This is a genomic window from Shewanella sp. MF05956, from assembly GCF_059758055.1.
Genome location: NZ_JCAYNV010000003.1, coordinates 326,004 through 343,650, shown reverse-complemented (window position 1 = coordinate 343,650; position 17,647 = coordinate 326,004). Strand labels below are relative to the sequence as shown.

At 42.2% G+C, this 17,647-nt stretch carries 22 protein-coding genes; 11 read left to right on the top strand and 11 right to left on the bottom strand.

Annotated features, from left to right (window positions below):
* Positions 1 to 58: 58 nt before the first annotated feature.
* The 6 genes from AC19MX_RS05225 (at position 59) to AC19MX_RS05200 (ending at position 4,844) form a co-directional block, all read left to right on the top strand.
* Complete coding sequence (locus tag AC19MX_RS05225) at positions 59 to 544, top strand: VOC family protein (protein WP_498296832.1); 486 nt, start codon at positions 59 to 61, stop codon at positions 542 to 544.
* Between the two features lie 337 nt (positions 545 to 881).
* Entirely contained in the window at positions 882 to 1,766 is an 885-nt protein-coding gene (gene metF / locus AC19MX_RS05220; protein WP_432400100.1) for a methylenetetrahydrofolate reductase, read from the top strand.
* 77 nt (positions 1,767 to 1,843) lie between these two features.
* Positions 1,844 to 2,095 carry a cysteine-rich CWC family protein gene (locus tag AC19MX_RS05215; RefSeq protein ID WP_498296830.1) on the top strand — a complete coding sequence of 84 codons (252 nt, stop codon included), beginning with the start codon at positions 1,844 to 1,846 and terminating at the stop codon, positions 2,093 to 2,095.
* Between the two features lie 107 nt (positions 2,096 to 2,202).
* On the top strand, positions 2,203 to 2,739 hold the full coding sequence (locus tag AC19MX_RS05210) for an SRPBCC family protein (RefSeq protein ID WP_498296828.1): 537 nt from the start codon (positions 2,203 to 2,205) through the stop codon (positions 2,737 to 2,739).
* A gap of 191 nt (positions 2,740 to 2,930) precedes the next feature.
* Positions 2,931 to 4,295, top strand: coding sequence for an alanine/glycine:cation symporter family protein (locus AC19MX_RS05205; protein ID WP_432400097.1), 1,365 nt, complete (start codon positions 2,931 to 2,933; stop codon positions 4,293 to 4,295).
* 150 nt (positions 4,296 to 4,445) lie between these two features.
* Positions 4,446 to 4,844, top strand: coding sequence for a hypothetical protein (locus AC19MX_RS05200; RefSeq protein ID WP_498296826.1), 399 nt, complete (start codon positions 4,446 to 4,448; stop codon positions 4,842 to 4,844).
* Positions 4,845 to 4,884: 40 nt separating this feature from the next.
* On the opposite strand, the gene AC19MX_RS05195 is transcribed toward AC19MX_RS05200, so the two are convergent.
* The 4 genes from AC19MX_RS05195 to AC19MX_RS05180 form a co-directional block, all read right to left on the bottom strand.
* Positions 4,885 to 6,003, bottom strand: coding sequence for an ABC transporter permease (locus AC19MX_RS05195; RefSeq protein ID WP_498296824.1), 1,119 nt, complete (start codon positions 6,001 to 6,003; stop codon positions 4,885 to 4,887).
* 4 nt (positions 6,004 to 6,007) lie between these two features.
* Positions 6,008 to 6,985, bottom strand: a complete 978-nt coding sequence (locus AC19MX_RS05190) for an ABC transporter ATP-binding protein (RefSeq protein ID WP_498296822.1) — start codon at positions 6,983 to 6,985, stop codon at positions 6,008 to 6,010.
* The gene (locus AC19MX_RS05185) at positions 6,982 to 7,941 is read right to left on the bottom strand and encodes an HlyD family secretion protein (protein ID WP_498296820.1); all 960 of its coding nucleotides are present in this window, start codon (positions 7,939 to 7,941) and stop codon (positions 6,982 to 6,984) included. Before AC19MX_RS05185 ends, AC19MX_RS05190 begins: the two co-directional genes overlap by 4 nt.
* Before the next feature lie 159 nt (positions 7,942 to 8,100).
* Positions 8,101 to 9,453, bottom strand: coding sequence for a flavohemoglobin expression-modulating QEGLA motif protein (locus AC19MX_RS05180; RefSeq protein WP_498296818.1), 1,353 nt, complete (start codon positions 9,451 to 9,453; stop codon positions 8,101 to 8,103).
* Here AC19MX_RS05180 and AC19MX_RS05175 point away from each other — a divergent pair.
* Positions 9,453 to 9,602 (top strand): hypothetical protein, encoded by a 150-nt coding sequence (locus AC19MX_RS05175; protein ID WP_498296816.1) that lies wholly within the window; start codon positions 9,453 to 9,455, stop codon positions 9,600 to 9,602. The two genes, AC19MX_RS05180 and AC19MX_RS05175, sit on opposite strands and share 1 nt — an antisense overlap.
* Before the next feature lie 110 nt (positions 9,603 to 9,712).
* Entirely contained in the window at positions 9,713 to 10,690 is a 978-nt protein-coding gene (locus AC19MX_RS05170) for a PDC sensor domain-containing protein (RefSeq protein WP_498296814.1), read from the top strand.
* 51 nt (positions 10,691 to 10,741) lie between these two features.
* On the opposite strand, the gene AC19MX_RS05165 is transcribed toward AC19MX_RS05170, so the two are convergent.
* The 5 genes from AC19MX_RS05165 to AC19MX_RS05145 form a co-directional block, all read right to left on the bottom strand.
* The gene (locus AC19MX_RS05165) at positions 10,742 to 10,918 is read right to left on the bottom strand and encodes a PA3496 family putative envelope integrity protein (protein WP_170293502.1); all 177 of its coding nucleotides are present in this window, start codon (positions 10,916 to 10,918) and stop codon (positions 10,742 to 10,744) included.
* Between the two features lie 291 nt (positions 10,919 to 11,209).
* A complete protein-coding gene (locus AC19MX_RS05160) occupies positions 11,210 to 11,896 on the bottom strand; it encodes a TorF family putative porin (RefSeq protein WP_432400090.1) in 687 nt (228 codons plus the stop codon).
* 324 nt (positions 11,897 to 12,220) lie between these two features.
* Entirely contained in the window at positions 12,221 to 12,493 is a 273-nt protein-coding gene (gene hbs, locus AC19MX_RS05155) for a non-specific DNA-binding protein Hbs (protein WP_011638950.1), read from the bottom strand.
* A 156-nt stretch (positions 12,494 to 12,649) separates the two neighbouring features.
* The gene (locus AC19MX_RS05150) at positions 12,650 to 13,447 is read right to left on the bottom strand and encodes a response regulator (protein ID WP_432400089.1); all 798 of its coding nucleotides are present in this window, start codon (positions 13,445 to 13,447) and stop codon (positions 12,650 to 12,652) included.
* Positions 13,448 to 13,563: 116 nt separating this feature from the next.
* Complete coding sequence (locus AC19MX_RS05145; protein WP_498296812.1) at positions 13,564 to 13,935, bottom strand: hypothetical protein; 372 nt, start codon at positions 13,933 to 13,935, stop codon at positions 13,564 to 13,566.
* 108 nt (positions 13,936 to 14,043) lie between these two features.
* Between AC19MX_RS05145 and AC19MX_RS05140 the strand changes: the two genes are divergently transcribed.
* Together AC19MX_RS05140 and AC19MX_RS05135 are read left to right on the top strand one after the other, a co-directional pair.
* Positions 14,044 to 14,553 carry a DUF4240 domain-containing protein gene (locus tag AC19MX_RS05140; RefSeq protein WP_498296810.1) on the top strand — a complete coding sequence of 170 codons (510 nt, stop codon included), beginning with the start codon at positions 14,044 to 14,046 and terminating at the stop codon, positions 14,551 to 14,553.
* A 160-nt stretch (positions 14,554 to 14,713) separates the two neighbouring features.
* Positions 14,714 to 15,238 carry a DUF3016 domain-containing protein gene (locus tag AC19MX_RS05135; protein WP_498296808.1) on the top strand — a complete coding sequence of 175 codons (525 nt, stop codon included), beginning with the start codon at positions 14,714 to 14,716 and terminating at the stop codon, positions 15,236 to 15,238.
* 137 nt (positions 15,239 to 15,375) lie between these two features.
* On the opposite strand, the gene AC19MX_RS05130 is transcribed toward AC19MX_RS05135, so the two are convergent.
* The gene (locus AC19MX_RS05130; protein WP_188956114.1) at positions 15,376 to 15,684 is read right to left on the bottom strand and encodes a prephenate dehydrogenase; all 309 of its coding nucleotides are present in this window, start codon (positions 15,682 to 15,684) and stop codon (positions 15,376 to 15,378) included.
* 52 nt (positions 15,685 to 15,736) lie between these two features.
* Here AC19MX_RS05130 and AC19MX_RS05125 point away from each other — a divergent pair, with 52 nt between their 5' ends.
* Positions 15,737 to 16,645, top strand: coding sequence for a TraB/GumN family protein (locus tag AC19MX_RS05125; protein ID WP_498296806.1), 909 nt, complete (start codon positions 15,737 to 15,739; stop codon positions 16,643 to 16,645).
* Between the two features lie 28 nt (positions 16,646 to 16,673).
* Here the strand turns inward: AC19MX_RS05125 and AC19MX_RS05120 are convergent, their stop codons facing one another.
* Positions 16,674 to 17,447, bottom strand: coding sequence for a methyltransferase domain-containing protein (locus tag AC19MX_RS05120; RefSeq protein ID WP_498296804.1), 774 nt, complete (start codon positions 17,445 to 17,447; stop codon positions 16,674 to 16,676).
* Positions 17,448 to 17,647: the final 200 nt, after the last annotated feature.

The window sequence follows — 17,647 nt, the reverse complement described above, 5'->3', positions numbered from 1 at the left end:
GTAAGATTACTCCATCGAAACAAATGACGAATCAATTAATCGTTTTTAGGAGTAAGTTATGAAAATGAATCACGTAGGTTTAATGGTTGGCGACATGGATAAAGCGGTTGAGTTTTATACTAAAGCGCTGGGGTTACGAGTGGTAATGGGTAACACAAAAGTACAAGAAGAGCGTAAAACGGCGATTGGCAAAATGTGTATTGCCGTATTTGGTGAAGGCTTTAAAGGCTTTAACATTGCGCACTTAGTCACTACCGATGGTATTGGTGTAGAGCTATTTGAAATGGTTGATCGCCAAGAGCGCCATGATGTTGATTTTACGCGTCTTGGTATTTTTCACTTTTGTTTGCAAACAGATGACTTTGAAGGTGCAATTGCACGTACCGAACAATATGGCGGCAAGGTGCGTATGGACATTATGCGTTACCACCCTGAAGACGATAGCAAACCCGCTAAAATGGTTTATTTAGAAGATCCGTTTGGTAACCTATTTGAATTCTACTCGCATACTTATGAAGAAACGTACGCTTCTGATTACGCGTAAGTTATACCGTTGAACCTCACCCCAAAGCGACCTTAAAGGTCGCTTTCTTGTTTTATACCAATCCGCATTAATAAATGACCACTCAGAATGCAAGCCGCGACTTCAATCGAGTCTTTAAAATAGATTCATTTGAATCGGTTTTACTTATGGGAGAAGTGTTATGCCACTAAATCGTGTGATGGATGTTTTTTTAGCTTGACTTAGCATGCAGTTAAACTAGTATATGGACATATAGACGTCCAAACGGCTAAATGGTTAGGTTGAAATAAACTGAATTTAGTCCAGTTAGCCGCTTGGTATAGACTCCGAAGTGTTACAGAAGTTGAAGGAATACATTATGGCTTTTCATCATGCACAACATGCCCAGTCGTTAAATCAGAGCTTGTCTGAGCTGAGTGATATTAATGTATCATTTGAGTTTTTCCCGCCTTCAACACCTGAGATGGAAGAGATCCTGTGGAATTCTATTCGTCGTTTAGAGCCATTAAACCCTAAGTTTGTCTCGGTAACTTATGGTGCTAACTCTGGGGTGCGTGACCGTACACACAGTGTGATTGAGCGTATTCAAAAAGAAACTAATTTGTTAGCTGCGCCGCATTTAACCTTGGTTGATGCCAGTGATGAAGAGCTCGTTGAGTTAGCAAAACATTATTGGAACTCAGGCATTAGAGACATTGTTGCGCTGCGTGGTGACTTACCAGAAGGCAGTCCAAAACCAACCCGTTTTGCCAATGATTTAGTCAGTCTACTGCGCTCTGTTGCTGATTTTGATATTTCGGTTGCAGCCTATCCTGAGGTGCACCCAGATGCACGTAATGCTCAAGCTGACCTGATAAATTTAAAGAAAAAAATTGATGCCGGTGCTAACCGTGCCATTACCCAGTTTTTCTATGATGTTGAATCATATTTACGCTTTCGCGATCGCTGTGTTACTGCGGGTATTGATGTTGAGATTATCCCGGGGATCTTACCTGTGACTAATTTTAAGCAGACGAAACGTTTTGCCGATATGACCAATGTGGCGATTCCGCATTGGTTACACCGCCAGTTTGAAGGTTTAGATGATGACCCCGCAACGCGTCAATTGGTTGGTGCAAATGTGGCCATTGATATGGTTAAAGTATTAGCGCGTGAAGGCGTTAAAGATTTCCATTTTTATACCCTTAATCGTGCAGAGTTAACCTATGCGATTTGCCACACACTGGGTGTGCGTCCAAAGTAAGGTAATCTGGGATTGGGTATTGAAGCCTTCTGTAATATGATTACAGAAGGCTTTTTGATTTTTAACGAGGAAATTAAGTGTCTGAGTTAGCGGGTCTATGCCCTATTTGTGATCAACAAAATGCGTGTTCAATGGCGCTTGGGCAAGATATTTCAAGTTGTTGGTGTGTCGATTCTGCTTATAGTGCGGTTGAATTGATTCAGCAATATGTAACGACATATCCAGACAAGGCTATCCGTTCAGATCAATGTGTCTGTACTTCCTGTTTAGCCAAAATAGCACTCATCACAGCGACAGAACCCCCAGCAGTACAATTATTTATTCCTTGATCCGCTCCTTTGTCATTACCTGATTTAGTCATTTCAATTGTTAATTATTTGTTGTTTACAAGCGCTTGGTAGGTATACTAAAACCTCAATATTTGAGGATAATAATAATGTTAAAAAAAATTCTCCTAGGGCTTGCTGTCATCATCGCCATCCCTTTTATCGCCGCATTGTTTATTAAAACCGATTACTCCGTTACCCGCACCGTTACCATAGACAAGCCTGTTACTGAGGTTTTTGACTATATTAAACATCTAAAAAACCAAGATAATTTTAGTAAGTGGGCGCAAATGGACCCAGAAATGGTTAAAACCTTTCGAGGAACAGATGCTACGGTGGGTTTTGTATCTGCATGGGCGAGTGAAAACCCTGATGTTGGGGTTGGTGAGCAAGAGATTATTGCCATTGACGAAGGTAAGCGTATCGATTTTGAATTACGCTTTATCTCGCCGTTTGAAGCGATGTCACCTGCTTATATGACAACTGAAGTTATCAGTACTCAACAAACTAAAGTGGATTGGGACTTTAGCGGCCACATGGACTATCCAATGAACTTGATGTTTCTATTTGTCGATTTTGAAACCATGATTGGGGCCGATTTACAGCAAGGCTTAGATTCGTTGAAAGTGATACTTGAAAAAGAGTAACGGACAAACCTGTTTTATCTTGAAGATGATTCATCACATCTTGTCTTAGGTTGCCTTGATTAACGTAATCGGGGTAACCTAAAAAATCCAATCATGACAATGGAGTTGGGCCGTTGTCATGATAATAATAATAACCAAACATCTAATAATAATAATTTCGACAATAGTCATTACTCATTATGAGGTTTTACATGGAAGCAATCACAAGTTTTGTCAGTACGGTCAACGGTATTGTGTGGGGTATCCCCATGCTAGTTATGATTTTAGGCGTAGGCTTATTTCTGTCTATTGGGTTAAAACTCATGCCTATTTTAAAACTGGGTCGCGGGTTTAAATTATTATGGTCTGGTCGCCAAGTCACAGACGAAAGCGAAAAAGGCGATGTGAGTCCGTTTAATGCGTTAATGACTTCGTTATCGGCAACAATAGGCACGGGTAATATTGCGGGTGTTGCTACGGCAATCTTTATTGGTGGTCCGGGTGCCTTATTTTGGATGTGGTGTACTGCGCTTGTAGGTATGGCGACCAAGTTTTCTGAAGCGGTATTGGCGGTAAAATATCGTGAGACAGATGCCAACGGTAATCATGTTGGCGGCCCAATGTATTACATTAAAAACGGCTTAGGCAGCAAGTGGGCATGGCTCGGTACCGCCTTTGCTATTTTTGGTTCTATTGCCGGTTTTGGTATTGGTAATACAGTACAAGCTAACTCAGTTGCCGATGCCATGAGCAGTAACTTTGGCGTACCAAGTTGGGTGACTGGCGTGGTATTGATGGTATTGGTTGGTGCGGTATTAATGGGCGGTATTAAGCGTATTGCTGAAGTTGCTGGCAAGTTAGTACCATTAATGACGGTGTTTTATATTACTGCGGGTATTGCAGTATTGGTGGTGTACGCCGACCAAGTACCAGCGGCGTTTATGTTAATTATTGAAAGTGCCTTTAACCCTGTTGCTGCCCAAGGTGGTTTTGCAGGCGCAGCGGTATGGGCGGCTATCCGTTTCGGTGTGGCCCGTGGAGTATTTTCAAACGAAGCTGGTTTAGGGAGTGCACCTATCGCTCACGCGGCAGCGCAAACCAGTAATCCGGTAAAACAAGGTTTAGTGGCCATGTTAGGCACATTTATCGATACGTTAATTGTGTGTTCAATTACCGGTTTAGCCATTGTAGTTTCAGGTGCTTGGACCTCGGGTGAAAATGGTGCGGCATTAACCTCATTTGCTTTTTCGCATGCATTGCCTATGGGTAATTACATTGTGGCTATCGCATTAGCTGTTTTTGCCTTTACCACCATTTTAGGTTGGAGCTTTTATAGCGAAAAGTGTGTTCAATACCTTTTAGGTGATAAAGCCGTTAAGCCATTTCGTTTAATTTGGACGTTAGTGGTGCCATTAGGTGCGGTGAGTTCTTTAGAGTTTATTTGGTTATTGGCCGACACATTAAATGCCATGATGGCGATTCCAAACTTAATCGCGTTAGTGTTACTTAGCCCTGTGGTATTTAGTTTAACCCGTGAATACTTTCTCAAGCAGCGCGCACTTAAAGCGCAGCGCTAATGTTGCTGAATTATTGATGAGCTGTTGAACTTTTATGGCTTAGCTTAATCTTATAATTCATAGTCTCTGTTAGACACGTTAATCAATTTTGGTTCTCAGTTAAGCATGTTCATTATTTTAGTGAGCATGCTTTTTTAAAAGGATTTTTACATGAAAAAAGCATTTTTGGCCACATTAGGTGCGACCGTGTTAGCGGTGTTATTTGCCGCAGGTTGTTCTAATTTGGGGTTTAGAACCAATGCGGGCGATATCGCGGTAGGTAACGTAAAAGCAGGTAATGTTGATACATATACCTCTGCGGAGATGTCGAGGTTTAAAGCGAGGTTTTTGGGCGAAGTCACGACATATTATTGCGAAAACTCATTAAACCCGGCGAAATTGGATAATTTACCCAGTTTGTCGTCTATGGCTAAGTCGCTTAAGGTACAAGTGTCGCAACGCGGAGGTAATGCGATTGTAATGAGGCAATGCGGTCGCCTTGTTGATCCATCTTGTAGTGCTTATTTAGAATGTAATGGCGAAGCTTATAGTATTGATAGAGGCTTTTAATTCATCGCAGGTCCAGCCTATTGCTGCTCAGCAATAGGCACTAATCTAAGCGTTTATTAAAGCGCTTTGCTGCTACCCACAATCCAATTAACGTAAATCCCACTAGCCATAAAATATCCTTGTAGAGCTCGCCTAGCGTTGCCCCTTTTAACACAATTGCCCGAATGACCCGCATAAAGTGGGTGCCAGGCAGGACTTCTGCAATCCATTTGGCTGTGGTTGGCATGGCTTCTAACGGGGTGATAAACCCTGACAGTAATATGGTAGGCAGTAAAATAAAAATCGTCATCTGCATGGCTTGAAGTTGAGTTTGGGCAATGGTTGAAATGATTAAACCTAAGGTTAAGCTAGCGGTAATAAACAGTAATGTAGCAAGCAATAAATGACTGATAGCACCATTGATCGGCACGGCAAAAATGAGGTTACCTAACCCTAAAATAATGGTCATTTGTATGAGACCAATAACAATATACGGTAAAATTTTTCCTATCATCAACTCAAGCGGTTTAATTGGGGTGGTGATCAATAACTCCAAATTGCCGCGCTCTCGTTCTCGCACAATGGCGGACGACGTAAATAACACCATGGTCATGGTAAGGATCACGGCGATGAGTCCCGGCACAATATTGACTGCCGATCGCTGCTCAGGATTATAAAAAAGACTCACTTCAAACCGAGATGAACTGCTCGTTTGATCTGGCACAATGTCGTTGAGAGACAAGTTTTTGAGTTGTTTGATCGCGCCTGCGATCATGGTGTCTGACCCATCGACTATCCATTGGCCTATCGGTTCGTTATGCGCTAATTTTGCGGTTAAGGTTGGCGGTAAAATTAACGCGGCTTTAATGTCGCCACGCCTGATGGCGGCTTGCGCTTGCTCTGCTGTGGTTAAAAATTGTTTTACCTCGACCACTTGAGTCACTTTAACCGCTTCAACTATCCATCGCCCAGCCGCGGAATCACTTTGATCGACAATTGCCACGGGGATAGCACGCACATCGGTATTGATAGCATAGCCAAATAGCAGTAATTGAATGAGCGGGATCATAATCACCATGGCAAAGGTAATGCGATCGCGGCTTAGTTGTTTGATTTCTTTGGCGGTAATGGCATAAATGCGCAAGTAGCTATGACGAATGCTGCTTAATAAACTCGCCATGACCTTAGCCCTCTTGTTGCATAGGTTGGGCGGGTACGGGCTGGCCTGTATAGCTAACAAACACATCTTCTAGATTAGCCGTCACTAGGCGTATGTCTTGCGGATTCAACTGCCGATTGTGCTGCTGGCATTGATGTAATATCCAGGGGATAGGATCGCTGATGTTCTTACTCACCAATACCCGTAGGCGATGACCTAATTGCGCTGCTGAGGTAACGTACTCAATGGTAATTAGCATCTGTTTTAATTGCCTTAAATCTGTGGTGGTGATTTCAATAACGTGGGCATTGATATTGTCCATTAATGATTTTGGTGTGTCATCGGCTCTAATGTGACCTTTTTCCATAATCGCGATTTTATGGCAGCGCTCGGCTTCATCCATATAGTGTGTGGTCACTAAAATACTGGTGCCTTGCTCTGATAAGTCGAATAACTGTTCCCAAAAATCGCGCCTGTTTTGTGGGTCGACGGCTGAAGTGGGCTCATCTAAAAACAGTAATGAAGGCTGATTTAAACAGGCACAGGCTAATGCAAGCCGTTGCCGTTGTCCGCCGCTGAGTGTGCCTGCTAATTGGTGTTGATATTGATTGAGCTTATAAGTGCTTTGCAGTTGATCAATTCGTTTCTTACATTGGTCTGCATTAATGCCATAAATTCGCCCAATAAATTGCAGGTTCTCTTTGACGGTGAGATCGTCATAGAGCGAAAACTTTTGTGTCATATACCCAATATGATGGCGTAATGCTTCAGCTTGTTTAGGGATGCTTAACCCCATGACATTAATGTCGCCTTCGCTTGGTGTTAATAAGCCGGTTAGCATTCTAATGGTAGTTGATTTACCACAGCCATTGGGGCCTAAAAAGCCATATATATGACCTTTAGGCACAGATAAATTTAAGCGTTCAACCGCAGCAAAGTCGCCAAAGCGTTTAGTGAGATTATGTGCTTGAATTACCCATTGAGGGTCTGTTGTTGGCTTCATTTTTGCGCCGGTAAGATAACTTGAACAGGTATACCGGTAGGGAGTTCGCTAGCGGTGTCATCTAAACTCACTTCAGCTAAAAATGCCAGCCGTGAACGATCCGTTTGATTGAGTGCGTAATAGGGCGTGAATGCGGGTTCGGTGCTTATCCAGCGAAGCGTGCCGTTAAAGTCGTTATCGATCCCGTCGACCGTTACCGACAAGCTTTGGCCTATTTTCAGTTTAGCGGCGTAAGGCTCGGGGATATACACTCTGGCATAAGGCGCTGCATCGGCCTGTATTACCGCCACTACTGCACTTAGAGGAACACGTTCGCCGATATTGTAAGGTAGGTTGTCTAATTTTCCGCTGCGAGTTGCGCGGATACTCAAATCGCTATACACCTGTTGCTCGTAGCTTAAATTAGCTGTGGCTGCATCGAGTGCCGCTTGAGCTTGAAAGATATCTTCTTGGCGAACACCTTTGATCAAAACCGTTAAGCGATCGTTTGCCGCATCGTATTCGGCAGTAGTTTGATCTCTAAGGGCTAAAGCACGATCGCGTTCGGCCTCACTGACTAAGCGCTTAGTCAATAAACTGGCTGTGCGTTGATAGGATTTTTGCGCTTCAATTTTGGCGGCATTGGCACTTTTTAATGCTGAGTTTGCGCTGGCAATGTCTTCTGGTCGCTCGCCATTGGTGAGCTTTAATAAATAGGCTTTGGCTTTAACTACTTCGGCTTGCATCACGGCTAATCGTGCCGCTTGTTTGTGGGTATCAAATTGAACTAATAAATCTCCATGATTAATGTCCATGCCTTTTTTTATGGGTTGGGCAGTAATGATTTCAGCGGCTGTGGCGCGCAGTAATACGCGATCGCGCTCTAAGGTCCCTAACGCTTGGTCGGGTGTGGACGGCGTGCAACCACTGAGGATTATGACGCAGGATAAGAACGCTGAAAATAACAGATGCTTCATAGCAAGTCTCATATAAGGATATGATTACACTATAGCATTGCATTTGATGAGTCAGCTAAGTGTGATTTACACCACACTTAGCCAATGAACGTTAGAAAAATGAGCTTAGACAATAGTGATTAAGCGGTAACCATTACTCTAAATAATTGCCCGAAATAATTACTCGAAGTTATTGTCAAATTCTGAGTCTTCAAACAAGTCGACAGCCAATGATGGAGCCACGTGCTTAAATTGGCGGGCAAAGTGTCGTTGCACCCCTTTAAGATCAATATTACCGATCCCAGAAGCAAAACCAAACCAGGCATAAAGGCCACTGATGTCTTCAAACATCGGCGGTAAATATTTGGGCTTGGCAATGATGCCTTCTTGGTAAGCTTGATACAGTACCGGAATATCTTCAATCGCGAGCTTACCTAAAAATAACATTGGGATCAGTTCTGGTAAGCCAGTGCTAATGGCACTGCGGATAAAGTTAATGTTTTCAACATAACCGCGCACATATGAAATATCTTTAGTAAAAAAGCTGCCGCCAGCGACCATGCCGCCACGAAACACTCGTTGAGTGACTCGGTAACTGTCTTTTGAACTTAGATTAAGATTTCTAAAGTAGCGATACACTTCGATAAAGTCGGCGCCTTGTTCAGCCATGTCGACCGCAGAAACTCGGTCGCTAATACGACGAGCACGCCCTGGGTTTGAGCTTAAGGTAAGCATTTCCATCAGTACTGCCAGGCCTTCTTGCGATGCCGTTACCCGTGGCGACCCGACACTGAGCCAGGTTGCATGTGGCTGAGCACGACCATTAAGCGTTGTGCCCACATGAACCCAGCCCTCATGAACTTCATACACATTGAGATCGGATTCGCTAAACATGGCGCTAGTATTCAGTTTTACTGTATCGCCACCCACCGCGGCGTCAGAGGCGATACCATCGCTTAATTTGACGTGAATTTCATCGTTATGAAAATACTTAACTAAGCGCTCACTCAGTACGTCAACGGCTTCTGGGGCGGTAATAATTTTAGGATGACGATTACTCATATGGCGCGCTGCTGGCAACGAGAAAATATGGCTCAAGCGGTCGCCGAGTTGACGCAGTGTATGGCGGTCGCCATGCAATTTATGGCTTGCACTGCCGTATAGCTCTTGGCTGAGTTTACCAAAGGTAGGGTTACCGCGATTATGCAGCATGTCGATCACGATGCGGTATTGATCAATGTTAGCCAGGAGAATTTTGCCTAATTTATCGCGTTTTCCTAGGCCTCGTTCAATGGCACTTTTTAAACCTTGTAGATCGGTTTGAGTTTGAGCGGCATTGAATGACAACGGTATCGATTGATAAAAGTCATTGCTGACGTTGGGCAATACTTTAGTTTGTTTGGCTAAAAAGTCATCTTCAATTTGTTTAGGCCACTTAATCGAATCTAAAATTTTAATGGGTGCTTGGATACGAATTAATTCATCAGAAAAACGACGAATATCTTGCTGATAACGCAATAAAGAGTCAGACATTGTCTTTTCCTAATCTAGAAAACCTGAGCCATAAAGTTTTGTGGCATATTCCTCATGCTAATGATCTTATATTAGCAGAAGTCGATCACAAAACCGCAATGAAAAAATATAACGGTATAAGCCCTATTTTGGTGCGTGTTGAGCGTTAATTAAGTAAATATTATATTAGTTTAGACTTTATCGTATTGAAAATAATGGATTTACTTGTTGGCATTAAAAGTGCTTTGTTTCATTGTCGTGTCGATGAAGAGGACTGCATATGGCTGCAATGAGTTATTTAAGCGTGATTGAGCGTTATCACGAATACGAAAATCTAGTACACGAACTGCTTGAATCCATTTTAGTGGGTGTGGGTGATGTGAATTTATTCGATAAGCCTGTTTCTGCAAAAGTGTTTGAAGATATGGCGGTGAGTTATCCGTTTGTTGAGCTGATTTATTTACTCGACGAACAAGGAATACAGGTTAGCCCCAATATCAGTGTTGTTAATCAGCAAGTGAAGCTACTCAATAACGGTAAACAGGCTGATAGAAGCCAGCGGCCTTATTTTACTCAACTTTCTCAAGCCAATACCGCACACATTACCCGGCCTTACTTGTCTAATGCCGGCGGTGGTTTGTGTTTATCTGCGTCACAAATTTTAACCTCATCAACGGGTGAGACAGGCATTGTGGTGATAGATGTCAATTTAACTCGGCTCATTGAGTTCATGATGGGGGACAGCGCAAGACGTAAAATGTCGCCGTTTTTTAAGAGTATTTACGCTGCTATAGTGTTGTGTCTTTTTGTGTTGGTGACCGTACTGATGTGGACGGTGACATTAGACATTTATGAGCTCTTTAGCCAGGCCTCGGCCCGGCATGATCCATTGCAGCCCTTTGGCATTATTATCTTTTTAACTTTGGCACTGGCTATTTTTGACTTGGGTAAAACCATATTGGAAGAGGAAGTGCTGATGCATAAAGATATTTTTAGGCACAGCTCGACGCGTAGAACCATTACCCGGTTTATTTCAACGATTTTAATTGCGATTTCGATTGAAGCCTTACTGACCATGTTTAAAGCTTCATTAGGTGAAAAACAATATATTGAGCCAGCTATTTTAATGATGCTTGCTGTGGTGGGATTGTTGGTCGGCCTAGGCATTTATGTTTACCTTGGCGCGAAAGCTGAATTGTTATTAACCCAAACTCAGGCCAACAGGCACGGCGGCAGAGCAGAAAAAAATACCCCGTAACGGTATGGAGATAAATTAAAAAGGGATAAACACGATGTTTATCCCTTTTTGCTAGAAAAAGTCGTCATCACCAATGGCTTTGCGTAATTGCGCTTGCTCGAGGAAATCCTCTAACCTGCGTTTGATTTGACGCTTATGCTGTAATGACTCGGTTGACTTACTGCCTCTAGGCGTTGTCATCGCGTCAATTTCTGTGTCATCTGGCACTCGATCTGTAAGATTAGCCATAACGAAACCCTCAAGTTGAATGGTAAAAACGAAACGAATTCAATGAGCACTTTCTAACTAAAAAAACACCAATAGAAAAGTAAAAGTTTTTGTCTGATATGGACAGCTATTTTCACCTTTCATTTTGAGCTTAGCAGTAAATTTTTTTGTTACTATAAAGCGGGCTAAAATTTGTGACTAATATTGCCAATATAAAAAATGCCATTGCATATGGCAATGGCATTTTTTTTAATAAAAAGAGCTTGATAGCTTAATTTTATTGCAGATTTTTTATAGCTTGTTACAGATATTTTAAAGCGTAAAACCGTATGAGTAGCCTAAAACAATTTTAGCATCGCTGTCTGGTAGATCTGTATCAGACGCCATGAACGACACGGTACCAATGTCTGTTTCTGCGCTTAATGTCACGTTGTAGTCTGTGTATGTATCGCCAAATAGATCTTCGACGACATCACCTTGTGAGTAACCGTAGTGGAACGCTACGCTGAGTTTTTCAGTTAATGGGAAGCTCGCATTCGCTTGGATATAGCTCCAATCTTTTTCGTCTGATGCGCCTGATACATCTGAGTCAGCGTTAACAACTTGAGAGTAGCCTACGTCTAACCATTTCCAACCGAGTACGATAGATATTTCACCAAAATCAATGCTCGCTTCTGCATCTGGGTAAGCGTAGTACAGGTAGCTTATATCGTAGGTCAGGTCTTCAGTGAAGTTGCCGCCGTAACCACCATAGAAGTCTAACTCGTAGCTGGTTTCATCTCCAAAATCGACGTTTGAAGCCCAAGTACCGGCATAAAAACCAGAGTCATGCGCGTAATCAAGCCCACCTTGAATTGCCGCTTCATTACTGGTTTGTGTAGTACCGCGCCATAAGTAGTTTGATGTCGCGCCAATATTGCCAGTGACTTCAGCAAGGGCACTGCCGCTCAATAGTAAACCTGTTGATAACGCAATTGCTTGATATAGTGATTTTTTCATCTTCATCCCTTAACGTTTTATTGTCACTGAGTCATTTATTTATACTTAAACGTACTCAATGTTGGTTTGTCTGATGATCAATTAGCGAATCGCATGCCACTTTTTTTATTTTATATTAATCAATGTTTTAATTAGAGGTGCTACATTTTGTAGCAATACTGTTGCGGCTTAATGATGCAGCGCTGCACTTTTTTTGTGCAATTGCGGATTGTTGATAAAGGCTTTAGATTAAGCCATAAACTGAATTGATCTTTGGCATTTGTTAAATGTTACGCATAAAAAAACCTCCCAAGGGAGGTTTTCGTCAAAAGGTGTTAGCGAAAATTAATTCACGCTGTCTTTTAATGTCTTACCAGCTTTAAACTTAGGCACTGTCGCTGCTGCGATTTGAATTTCTTTGCCAGTTTGTGGGTTACGGCCAGTACGAGCTGCACGTTGAGTGGTTTCAAATGAACCAAAACCAACGATTGAAATCTTGTCACCATTTTTCATGGCTTCAGTTACCGCTTCTTCGAAAGATTTAAGTGCGCGGCCAGCTTCAGCTTTAGTTAGTTCTGCATTTTCTGCGATTTTTGCTATTAATTCACTTTTGTTCATATTGATATTCTCTGCTTTCCATAGAAGTGTTTTTTAAAACATCATTAACATGCCACAAGCCATGCAGGTTTAAAAGCACTTTATCCTATAAATTCAGTATCTGTAATGGTTTTGGAGCAAAATAAGCCTAAATCATTCGCCTAAAGGGTGATCAATTTACTCTTCTAGCAATTGGTAAAGAATTTTCTTTACCAATTGTGGCTCGAAAGGCTTATCACATAAGGCGTTAACCCCGGCACTGAATACATTACTTAGATGAGTGTCGTTCGCTTCAGATGACACCATTAAAATCGGAATATGCGACTGTTGGCTTTCGTTACGAATGTATTGAGTGAGCGCTAAACCATCTACCGAAGGCATGTTGTAGTCGGTGATGACTAAGTCATACATGTTTTCTTTCATCAAGCTTATCGCTTGCTCTCCATCTTCGGCTTCTGTAATGAGTTGCATACCCAAATTGCCGATAGTGCGTTTAATCACGTTACGTGCCATTCGACTGTCATCGACAACTAATACACGAATATTGTGGACATCAAAATGGCTTAAATCGAGTTCATCATTACTCAGTAAATCAACGGTTGAGTTGAGTGCTGTGGCGAGGTTTTCGGCGTTAAATGGCTTAGGTAAAATAGCGACTACGCCAGATTGTCTAAATATTTCTAATTGTTCACGGCGGCATTCACTGGAGACCAACATAAATTGAATGTCGTTTAACCCTGGAGTGTTTTTGATATATTGCAATAACTCAGTCGATTCACCATCAATAAAGTGCAATGCACTGGCTATCAAGTCGGGTTTATGACGTTGAATGATCTCTTTTGCTTGGGTAATTGTGGCGGCCGTTTGTATGCTACTAACGCCTTCTTGTTGTAAGCGGCTAATGATTATTTTGCGCTGCGTGTCAGACGATTCGACTAGCAGAATAGACAGTTCGCTCGGAGATAGACTTTTCATGATTAACGTTCCGCATTGTTGTATTTATTATTTTAGTTTTAGGGTGTTGCTGTGTAGCTGATTGTTTTAACAAATCATACTCAAACTTATGAGGAGATTATAGACGACAAGTTATGTTATGTCGTTTTGCTCTGCTTTTGAGCTAAATAAGTGCCAGTGACCGTTGATAATCCAACCCACCATTGAAATCCAATAAGTGCTGCGAGTAATAACCATAAGGGAATAAGCGGAATGTCGTTCCCTTGAAACATTAAATTAACGTCATTAGGGGTAATTTGATACGCGATGATCGCGGTTGTGCTGATAGCGGCTAGGCCAAGGGTTTGTAAGCCGACATAAAAAAATAGCACCACTTTCGTCCACTGTGCTCGGGTCAAAATGCCAAATAATAACGGTAAGACACCTAGGGTAAGCAAATCAAATGCATAAAAAGTGGTCATACGCCAAAGCGCGATTAACGCAAGAAGTGCATACAGTGCTACCAGCATTTTTACTCTTAAAGGCATGGCGGATTGTGCTATCTGATTCATATTGGTCATCTGGCTATAAAATTTGAGGTAGAATATCGCACAAACACGCTATGTGGGTATATTTTGATGACTGAAAACGATTTTTGGGCCCTGGTTACACGTGAGCACCCGAGCCAATCTTCTGATGAAACCGCGCAACAACTGCGTGATAAATTAACCGTTTTAGACGATGACTCGCTAAAAGCGTTTGATAAAATATTTGGCCAACAATTGCGTCGCAGCTATTTGTGGTCAGTCTGGGGCGCGGCTTACATTATTACTGGGTGTGATAGCGATTATGCCTTTGCCGAATTTAGATGCTTCTTATTGTCTTTAGGCCAGCAATGGTATGACAACATAGTAGAAAACCCCGATTGCTTAGGTGAATTAAACGACTGGCCGTTAGTGGATAATTACGCTTATCCATTTGTTGAAGATTATGATCTTATTGCCGGGCAGATTTACGAAGACCGTACCGGACATGAATTACCTTTTGTGCCGTCTGGGCAAAATACGCCAGTGGGTAAAAAATTTAGCACTAAGCCAAAAATTATGCGTCAAACCTATCCATTATTAAGTGCACGTTTTCCATTTTAAGCGCGTGACTAGATTGTTCTTGTTAAGCGTTGGTTCAGCTTGATAGCGCTAAAGTGAATGCATTGAATATGTCACTATGAGTGGCGACTCATGTTACTGCTGCGCGGCTCAAGTTATCCGCGTTAAAGTGGAGAACGGTTAGGTATTTTGGAGGTTTATTATGAAGATTAAATATTTACTATTGGCTTCGGTATTTTCGGGGCAAGTTGCGATGGCTGAAGATGCGCCTGAACCTAATCCGCTAACCGAAGTCGGTGTGGTAAAAATTGAATGGCAAAATCCAAAAGATTTTCGGGATATTAAAACCTCTACGGAGCTGCAGTCTCGTTTTGAAAAGCGGTTATTTGAAACCTTAACCAAGAATATTAATAAACAAGCTGAAAAGTCGCTTAAATCGGGGCAAACCTTGCACATGCAAGTGACTAACCTTGATTTAGCGGGTGATATGCGCCCAACCTTTGGTGCGACACCAGGTGATTTACGTATCGTAAAAGATTTGTATCCGCCAAGAGCGGCGTTTAGTTTTACGGTCAATGAGGGTGATAAGGTGATAATTAGCGGCGATGAAAAAATCACTGATATGAGCTTTATGTACAGTTCTCGTCGTTTCAATGACAGACCATTTCAGTATGAAACCACGCTGTTTACCGATTGGCTGCAAAAGAGTGTTGAGCCTAAGTTATAGTTATTCTGGTGACTTCATTGGATATATCGCTTTAAAAGCAAAAGCTCCACAATTGGAGCTTTTATTTTTTATTCAGCCAGTGAAGTCACTATTAAAGCCCGCAAAGCCAACATAACCACAGTTAATGAAACGTTAGGTTACTTAGCAAGCTTAAACACTTGCAGTGTTTGTAACAGTGTCGCAAGCTTTTTAACAAACGCCTCTAAGGTTTCTTGCGCTACATGCGTACTGTTTTGCATCTTATCGAACTCAATGACAAGCTCTTGTACATAAGGTAAAAAGCGATTGCTGCTCTCGGTAAAACCTTGATCTTCAGTAAAAATCGCCACAAACTTACCATGACCGGCTTTACGCAACTCGTCTAGGCGGGCATCTGAATCAATGGCTTGTCTATAGGCTATTTGCAGGTTTTCTTTTATCTGTAGAAAAACATTGGTGTACGGCATAATTGCCTCATAGTGCATGAATAAAGAATATAACTAATTATAAGGAGCTGCTATGCAAGCAACAAGGAAAAGTCGGCTTAATTTGAATATCAATTTGATTCATCGACTTTTAGCACTCAATCTCAAGCGATGTGTTGCGTTGATATTGTGCTTAGTCGCACTCCCTGCCGCAGCATTAGGATCGCCCGTCTTTTATAAAGTAGAGTATCAGCAACAGCAAGCCTACTTATTAGGTTCGATTCATATTGGCCAGACAGATTTTTATCCCTTAGCGCAACATATCGAATCGGCGTTTAAGCAGTCGGATGCATTGGTGGTTGAGGCTGATATCACTCAAGGTAATGCGGCTGCGTTGTTGCAGCAATACGGAGTCTTATCGCCAGAGATTGCTGCCGATGTCGATGCCACACGTAAGGCATATTGCCAAACTCATCAAGCGATGTGCCAGGCGTTAGCGCCATATGCGCCCTGGCTGCAGTCAACGCAGATTAGCGTAAACCGCTTTGCAGGGTTAGGTTATAGTGCAGAGCAAGGTGTGGACACTTATTTTACCGCGAATAAAGAGGGCAAAGCGTTAATTGAGCTTGAAAGCATTCAGTTTCAATTTGAGCTCATTTCATCATTTTCGGCAGAAACCCAATTACAAATGCTCGACGATGCCATTAACGCCAGCGACGCTGAAATGCTTGATTTGATCCATGCTTGGCGTCAAGGTGATGCTCAGGCATTAGCGCAGATTATGGAAGCGCAAGCGGGGGAGTCTGATGAGTTTTTAGATAAATTATTGTGGCAGCGTAATCATTCTATGACACACAAGATAATCCAGTTACTGCAAGACAAAACCCAAAAGCAGCTGTTTATTGTGGTAGGTGCGGGACATATTGTCGGCCAACAAGCTATTCCTGATTTGCTTAGACAGCAAGGCGCAATCGTCACTCGCTGCACTTTGTTGCAATGCTGATACTGTGAGTAAATAACCATCACGAGTGTTATTTTGTCGATGATTGCGCTAAAAAATGCACGTAACGACCTAGAGATAAATAAGGTTCTCGTTGCGAGTAGGCCAATTCCATTTCGATAAGCTGTTTAGTGTCAAAGTCAGGCGGTAAATGTGTTTTTAAGTAATCGTTAATAACCCGTACCCCTGACTGAGTCACCATTGTGAGTTGCCATTGTGCAAACCACTGGCGCACATCTTCGATATATAGTGGGTGTGTAGGGGTTAAGCCGACCTTCTTTTTTACCACTAAATCGCGTTTTACATAGTCAAAATTACCCGACACCAGGCTGTGGAATCGTAACGCTTCTTTGTTATAAAACATCAATGAAAATAAACCATTAGGTTTAAGTAAACTCAGCAATCCGTTAAGGGTGGTGTTGGCATCGATAAGCCACTCAGCCACGGCATGGCACAATATGACATCAAATTGTCCATATTGTGCGGCCGTTAACGCTTGAATAGGACTGTGTACTAATTCAATCGATAAGGGGGTCTGGGATGCGGCAATTTGTTGTTTGGCCAGTGCGAGCATTTGTTCTGAAATATCACACAGCACCACATCGTGACCTAAAGCCGCTAATTTTTGACTCAAAAAACCAAATCCACCTCCCGCATCTAAAATGCGTAATCGTGGTTTACCCTGCGCGGCAAGCGCGGGGGCGAGGTCTCGCCACAATACGGCTGCGCGGATTTCACCTTTGGTGGTGCCGTAAATGTTTTTAGCAAATTTAAGGCTCAGTTTATCGAAGTTTTTATCTTGCACGGTATCATCACGTTTTGGGTCAATGTCAGTGCGGCAATTGTCTCATTGTGAATGAAAAAAGGTAAAGACAAATCATTAATTGTGTACAGACAGTAAAGAAAAGTTTGCCGATAAATCAACAAGGACTGTCACCACAACGGATATTAAACGCATTTAACAATTAGCTATTTAGTAACCTCAATGCTGTAAGGTATAATGAT

What these genes read in the sequence shown, in the direction of transcription:
- AC19MX_RS05210 (WP_498296828.1), top strand. Translation starts at nt 2,203, where the DNA reads ATGTTAAAAAAAATTCTCCTAGGGCTTGCTGTCATCATCGCCATCCCT.
- AC19MX_RS05195 (WP_498296824.1), bottom strand. Translation starts at nt 6,003, where the DNA reads ATGGCGAGTTTATTAAGCAGCATTCGTCATAGCTACTTGCGCATTTAT.
- AC19MX_RS05165 (WP_170293502.1), bottom strand. Translation starts at nt 10,918, where the DNA reads ATGGCTAATCTTACAGATCGAGTGCCAGATGACACAGAAATTGACGCG.
- AC19MX_RS05190 (WP_498296822.1), bottom strand. Translation starts at nt 6,985, where the DNA reads ATGAAGCCAACAACAGACCCTCAATGGGTAATTCAAGCACATAATCTC.
- AC19MX_RS05130 (WP_188956114.1), bottom strand. Translation starts at nt 15,684, where the DNA reads ATGCCGTACACCAATGTTTTTCTACAGATAAAAGAAAACCTGCAAATA.
- AC19MX_RS05135 (WP_498296808.1), top strand. Translation starts at nt 14,714, where the DNA reads ATGAAGATTAAATATTTACTATTGGCTTCGGTATTTTCGGGGCAAGTT.
- AC19MX_RS05150 (WP_432400089.1), bottom strand. Translation starts at nt 13,447, where the DNA reads ATGAAAAGTCTATCTCCGAGCGAACTGTCTATTCTGCTAGTCGAATCG.
- metF (WP_432400100.1), top strand. Translation starts at nt 882, where the DNA reads ATGGCTTTTCATCATGCACAACATGCCCAGTCGTTAAATCAGAGCTTG.
- hbs (WP_011638950.1), bottom strand. Translation starts at nt 12,493, where the DNA reads ATGAACAAAAGTGAATTAATAGCAAAAATCGCAGAAAATGCAGAACTA.
- AC19MX_RS05170 (WP_498296814.1), top strand. Translation starts at nt 9,713, where the DNA reads ATGGCTGCAATGAGTTATTTAAGCGTGATTGAGCGTTATCACGAATAC.
- AC19MX_RS05200 (WP_498296826.1), top strand. Translation starts at nt 4,446, where the DNA reads ATGAAAAAAGCATTTTTGGCCACATTAGGTGCGACCGTGTTAGCGGTG.
- AC19MX_RS05160 (WP_432400090.1), bottom strand. Translation starts at nt 11,896, where the DNA reads ATGAAAAAATCACTATATCAAGCAATTGCGTTATCAACAGGTTTACTA.
- AC19MX_RS05205 (WP_432400097.1), top strand. Translation starts at nt 2,931, where the DNA reads ATGGAAGCAATCACAAGTTTTGTCAGTACGGTCAACGGTATTGTGTGG.
- AC19MX_RS05145 (WP_498296812.1), bottom strand. Translation starts at nt 13,935, where the DNA reads ATGCTGGTAGCACTGTATGCACTTCTTGCGTTAATCGCGCTTTGGCGT.
- AC19MX_RS05140 (WP_498296810.1), top strand. Translation starts at nt 14,044, where the DNA reads ATGACTGAAAACGATTTTTGGGCCCTGGTTACACGTGAGCACCCGAGC.
- AC19MX_RS05225 (WP_498296832.1), top strand. Translation starts at nt 59, where the DNA reads ATGAAAATGAATCACGTAGGTTTAATGGTTGGCGACATGGATAAAGCG.
- AC19MX_RS05180 (WP_498296818.1), bottom strand. Translation starts at nt 9,453, where the DNA reads ATGTCTGACTCTTTATTGCGTTATCAGCAAGATATTCGTCGTTTTTCT.
- AC19MX_RS05125 (WP_498296806.1), top strand. Translation starts at nt 15,737, where the DNA reads ATGCAAGCAACAAGGAAAAGTCGGCTTAATTTGAATATCAATTTGATT.
- AC19MX_RS05185 (WP_498296820.1), bottom strand. Translation starts at nt 7,941, where the DNA reads ATGAAGCATCTGTTATTTTCAGCGTTCTTATCCTGCGTCATAATCCTC.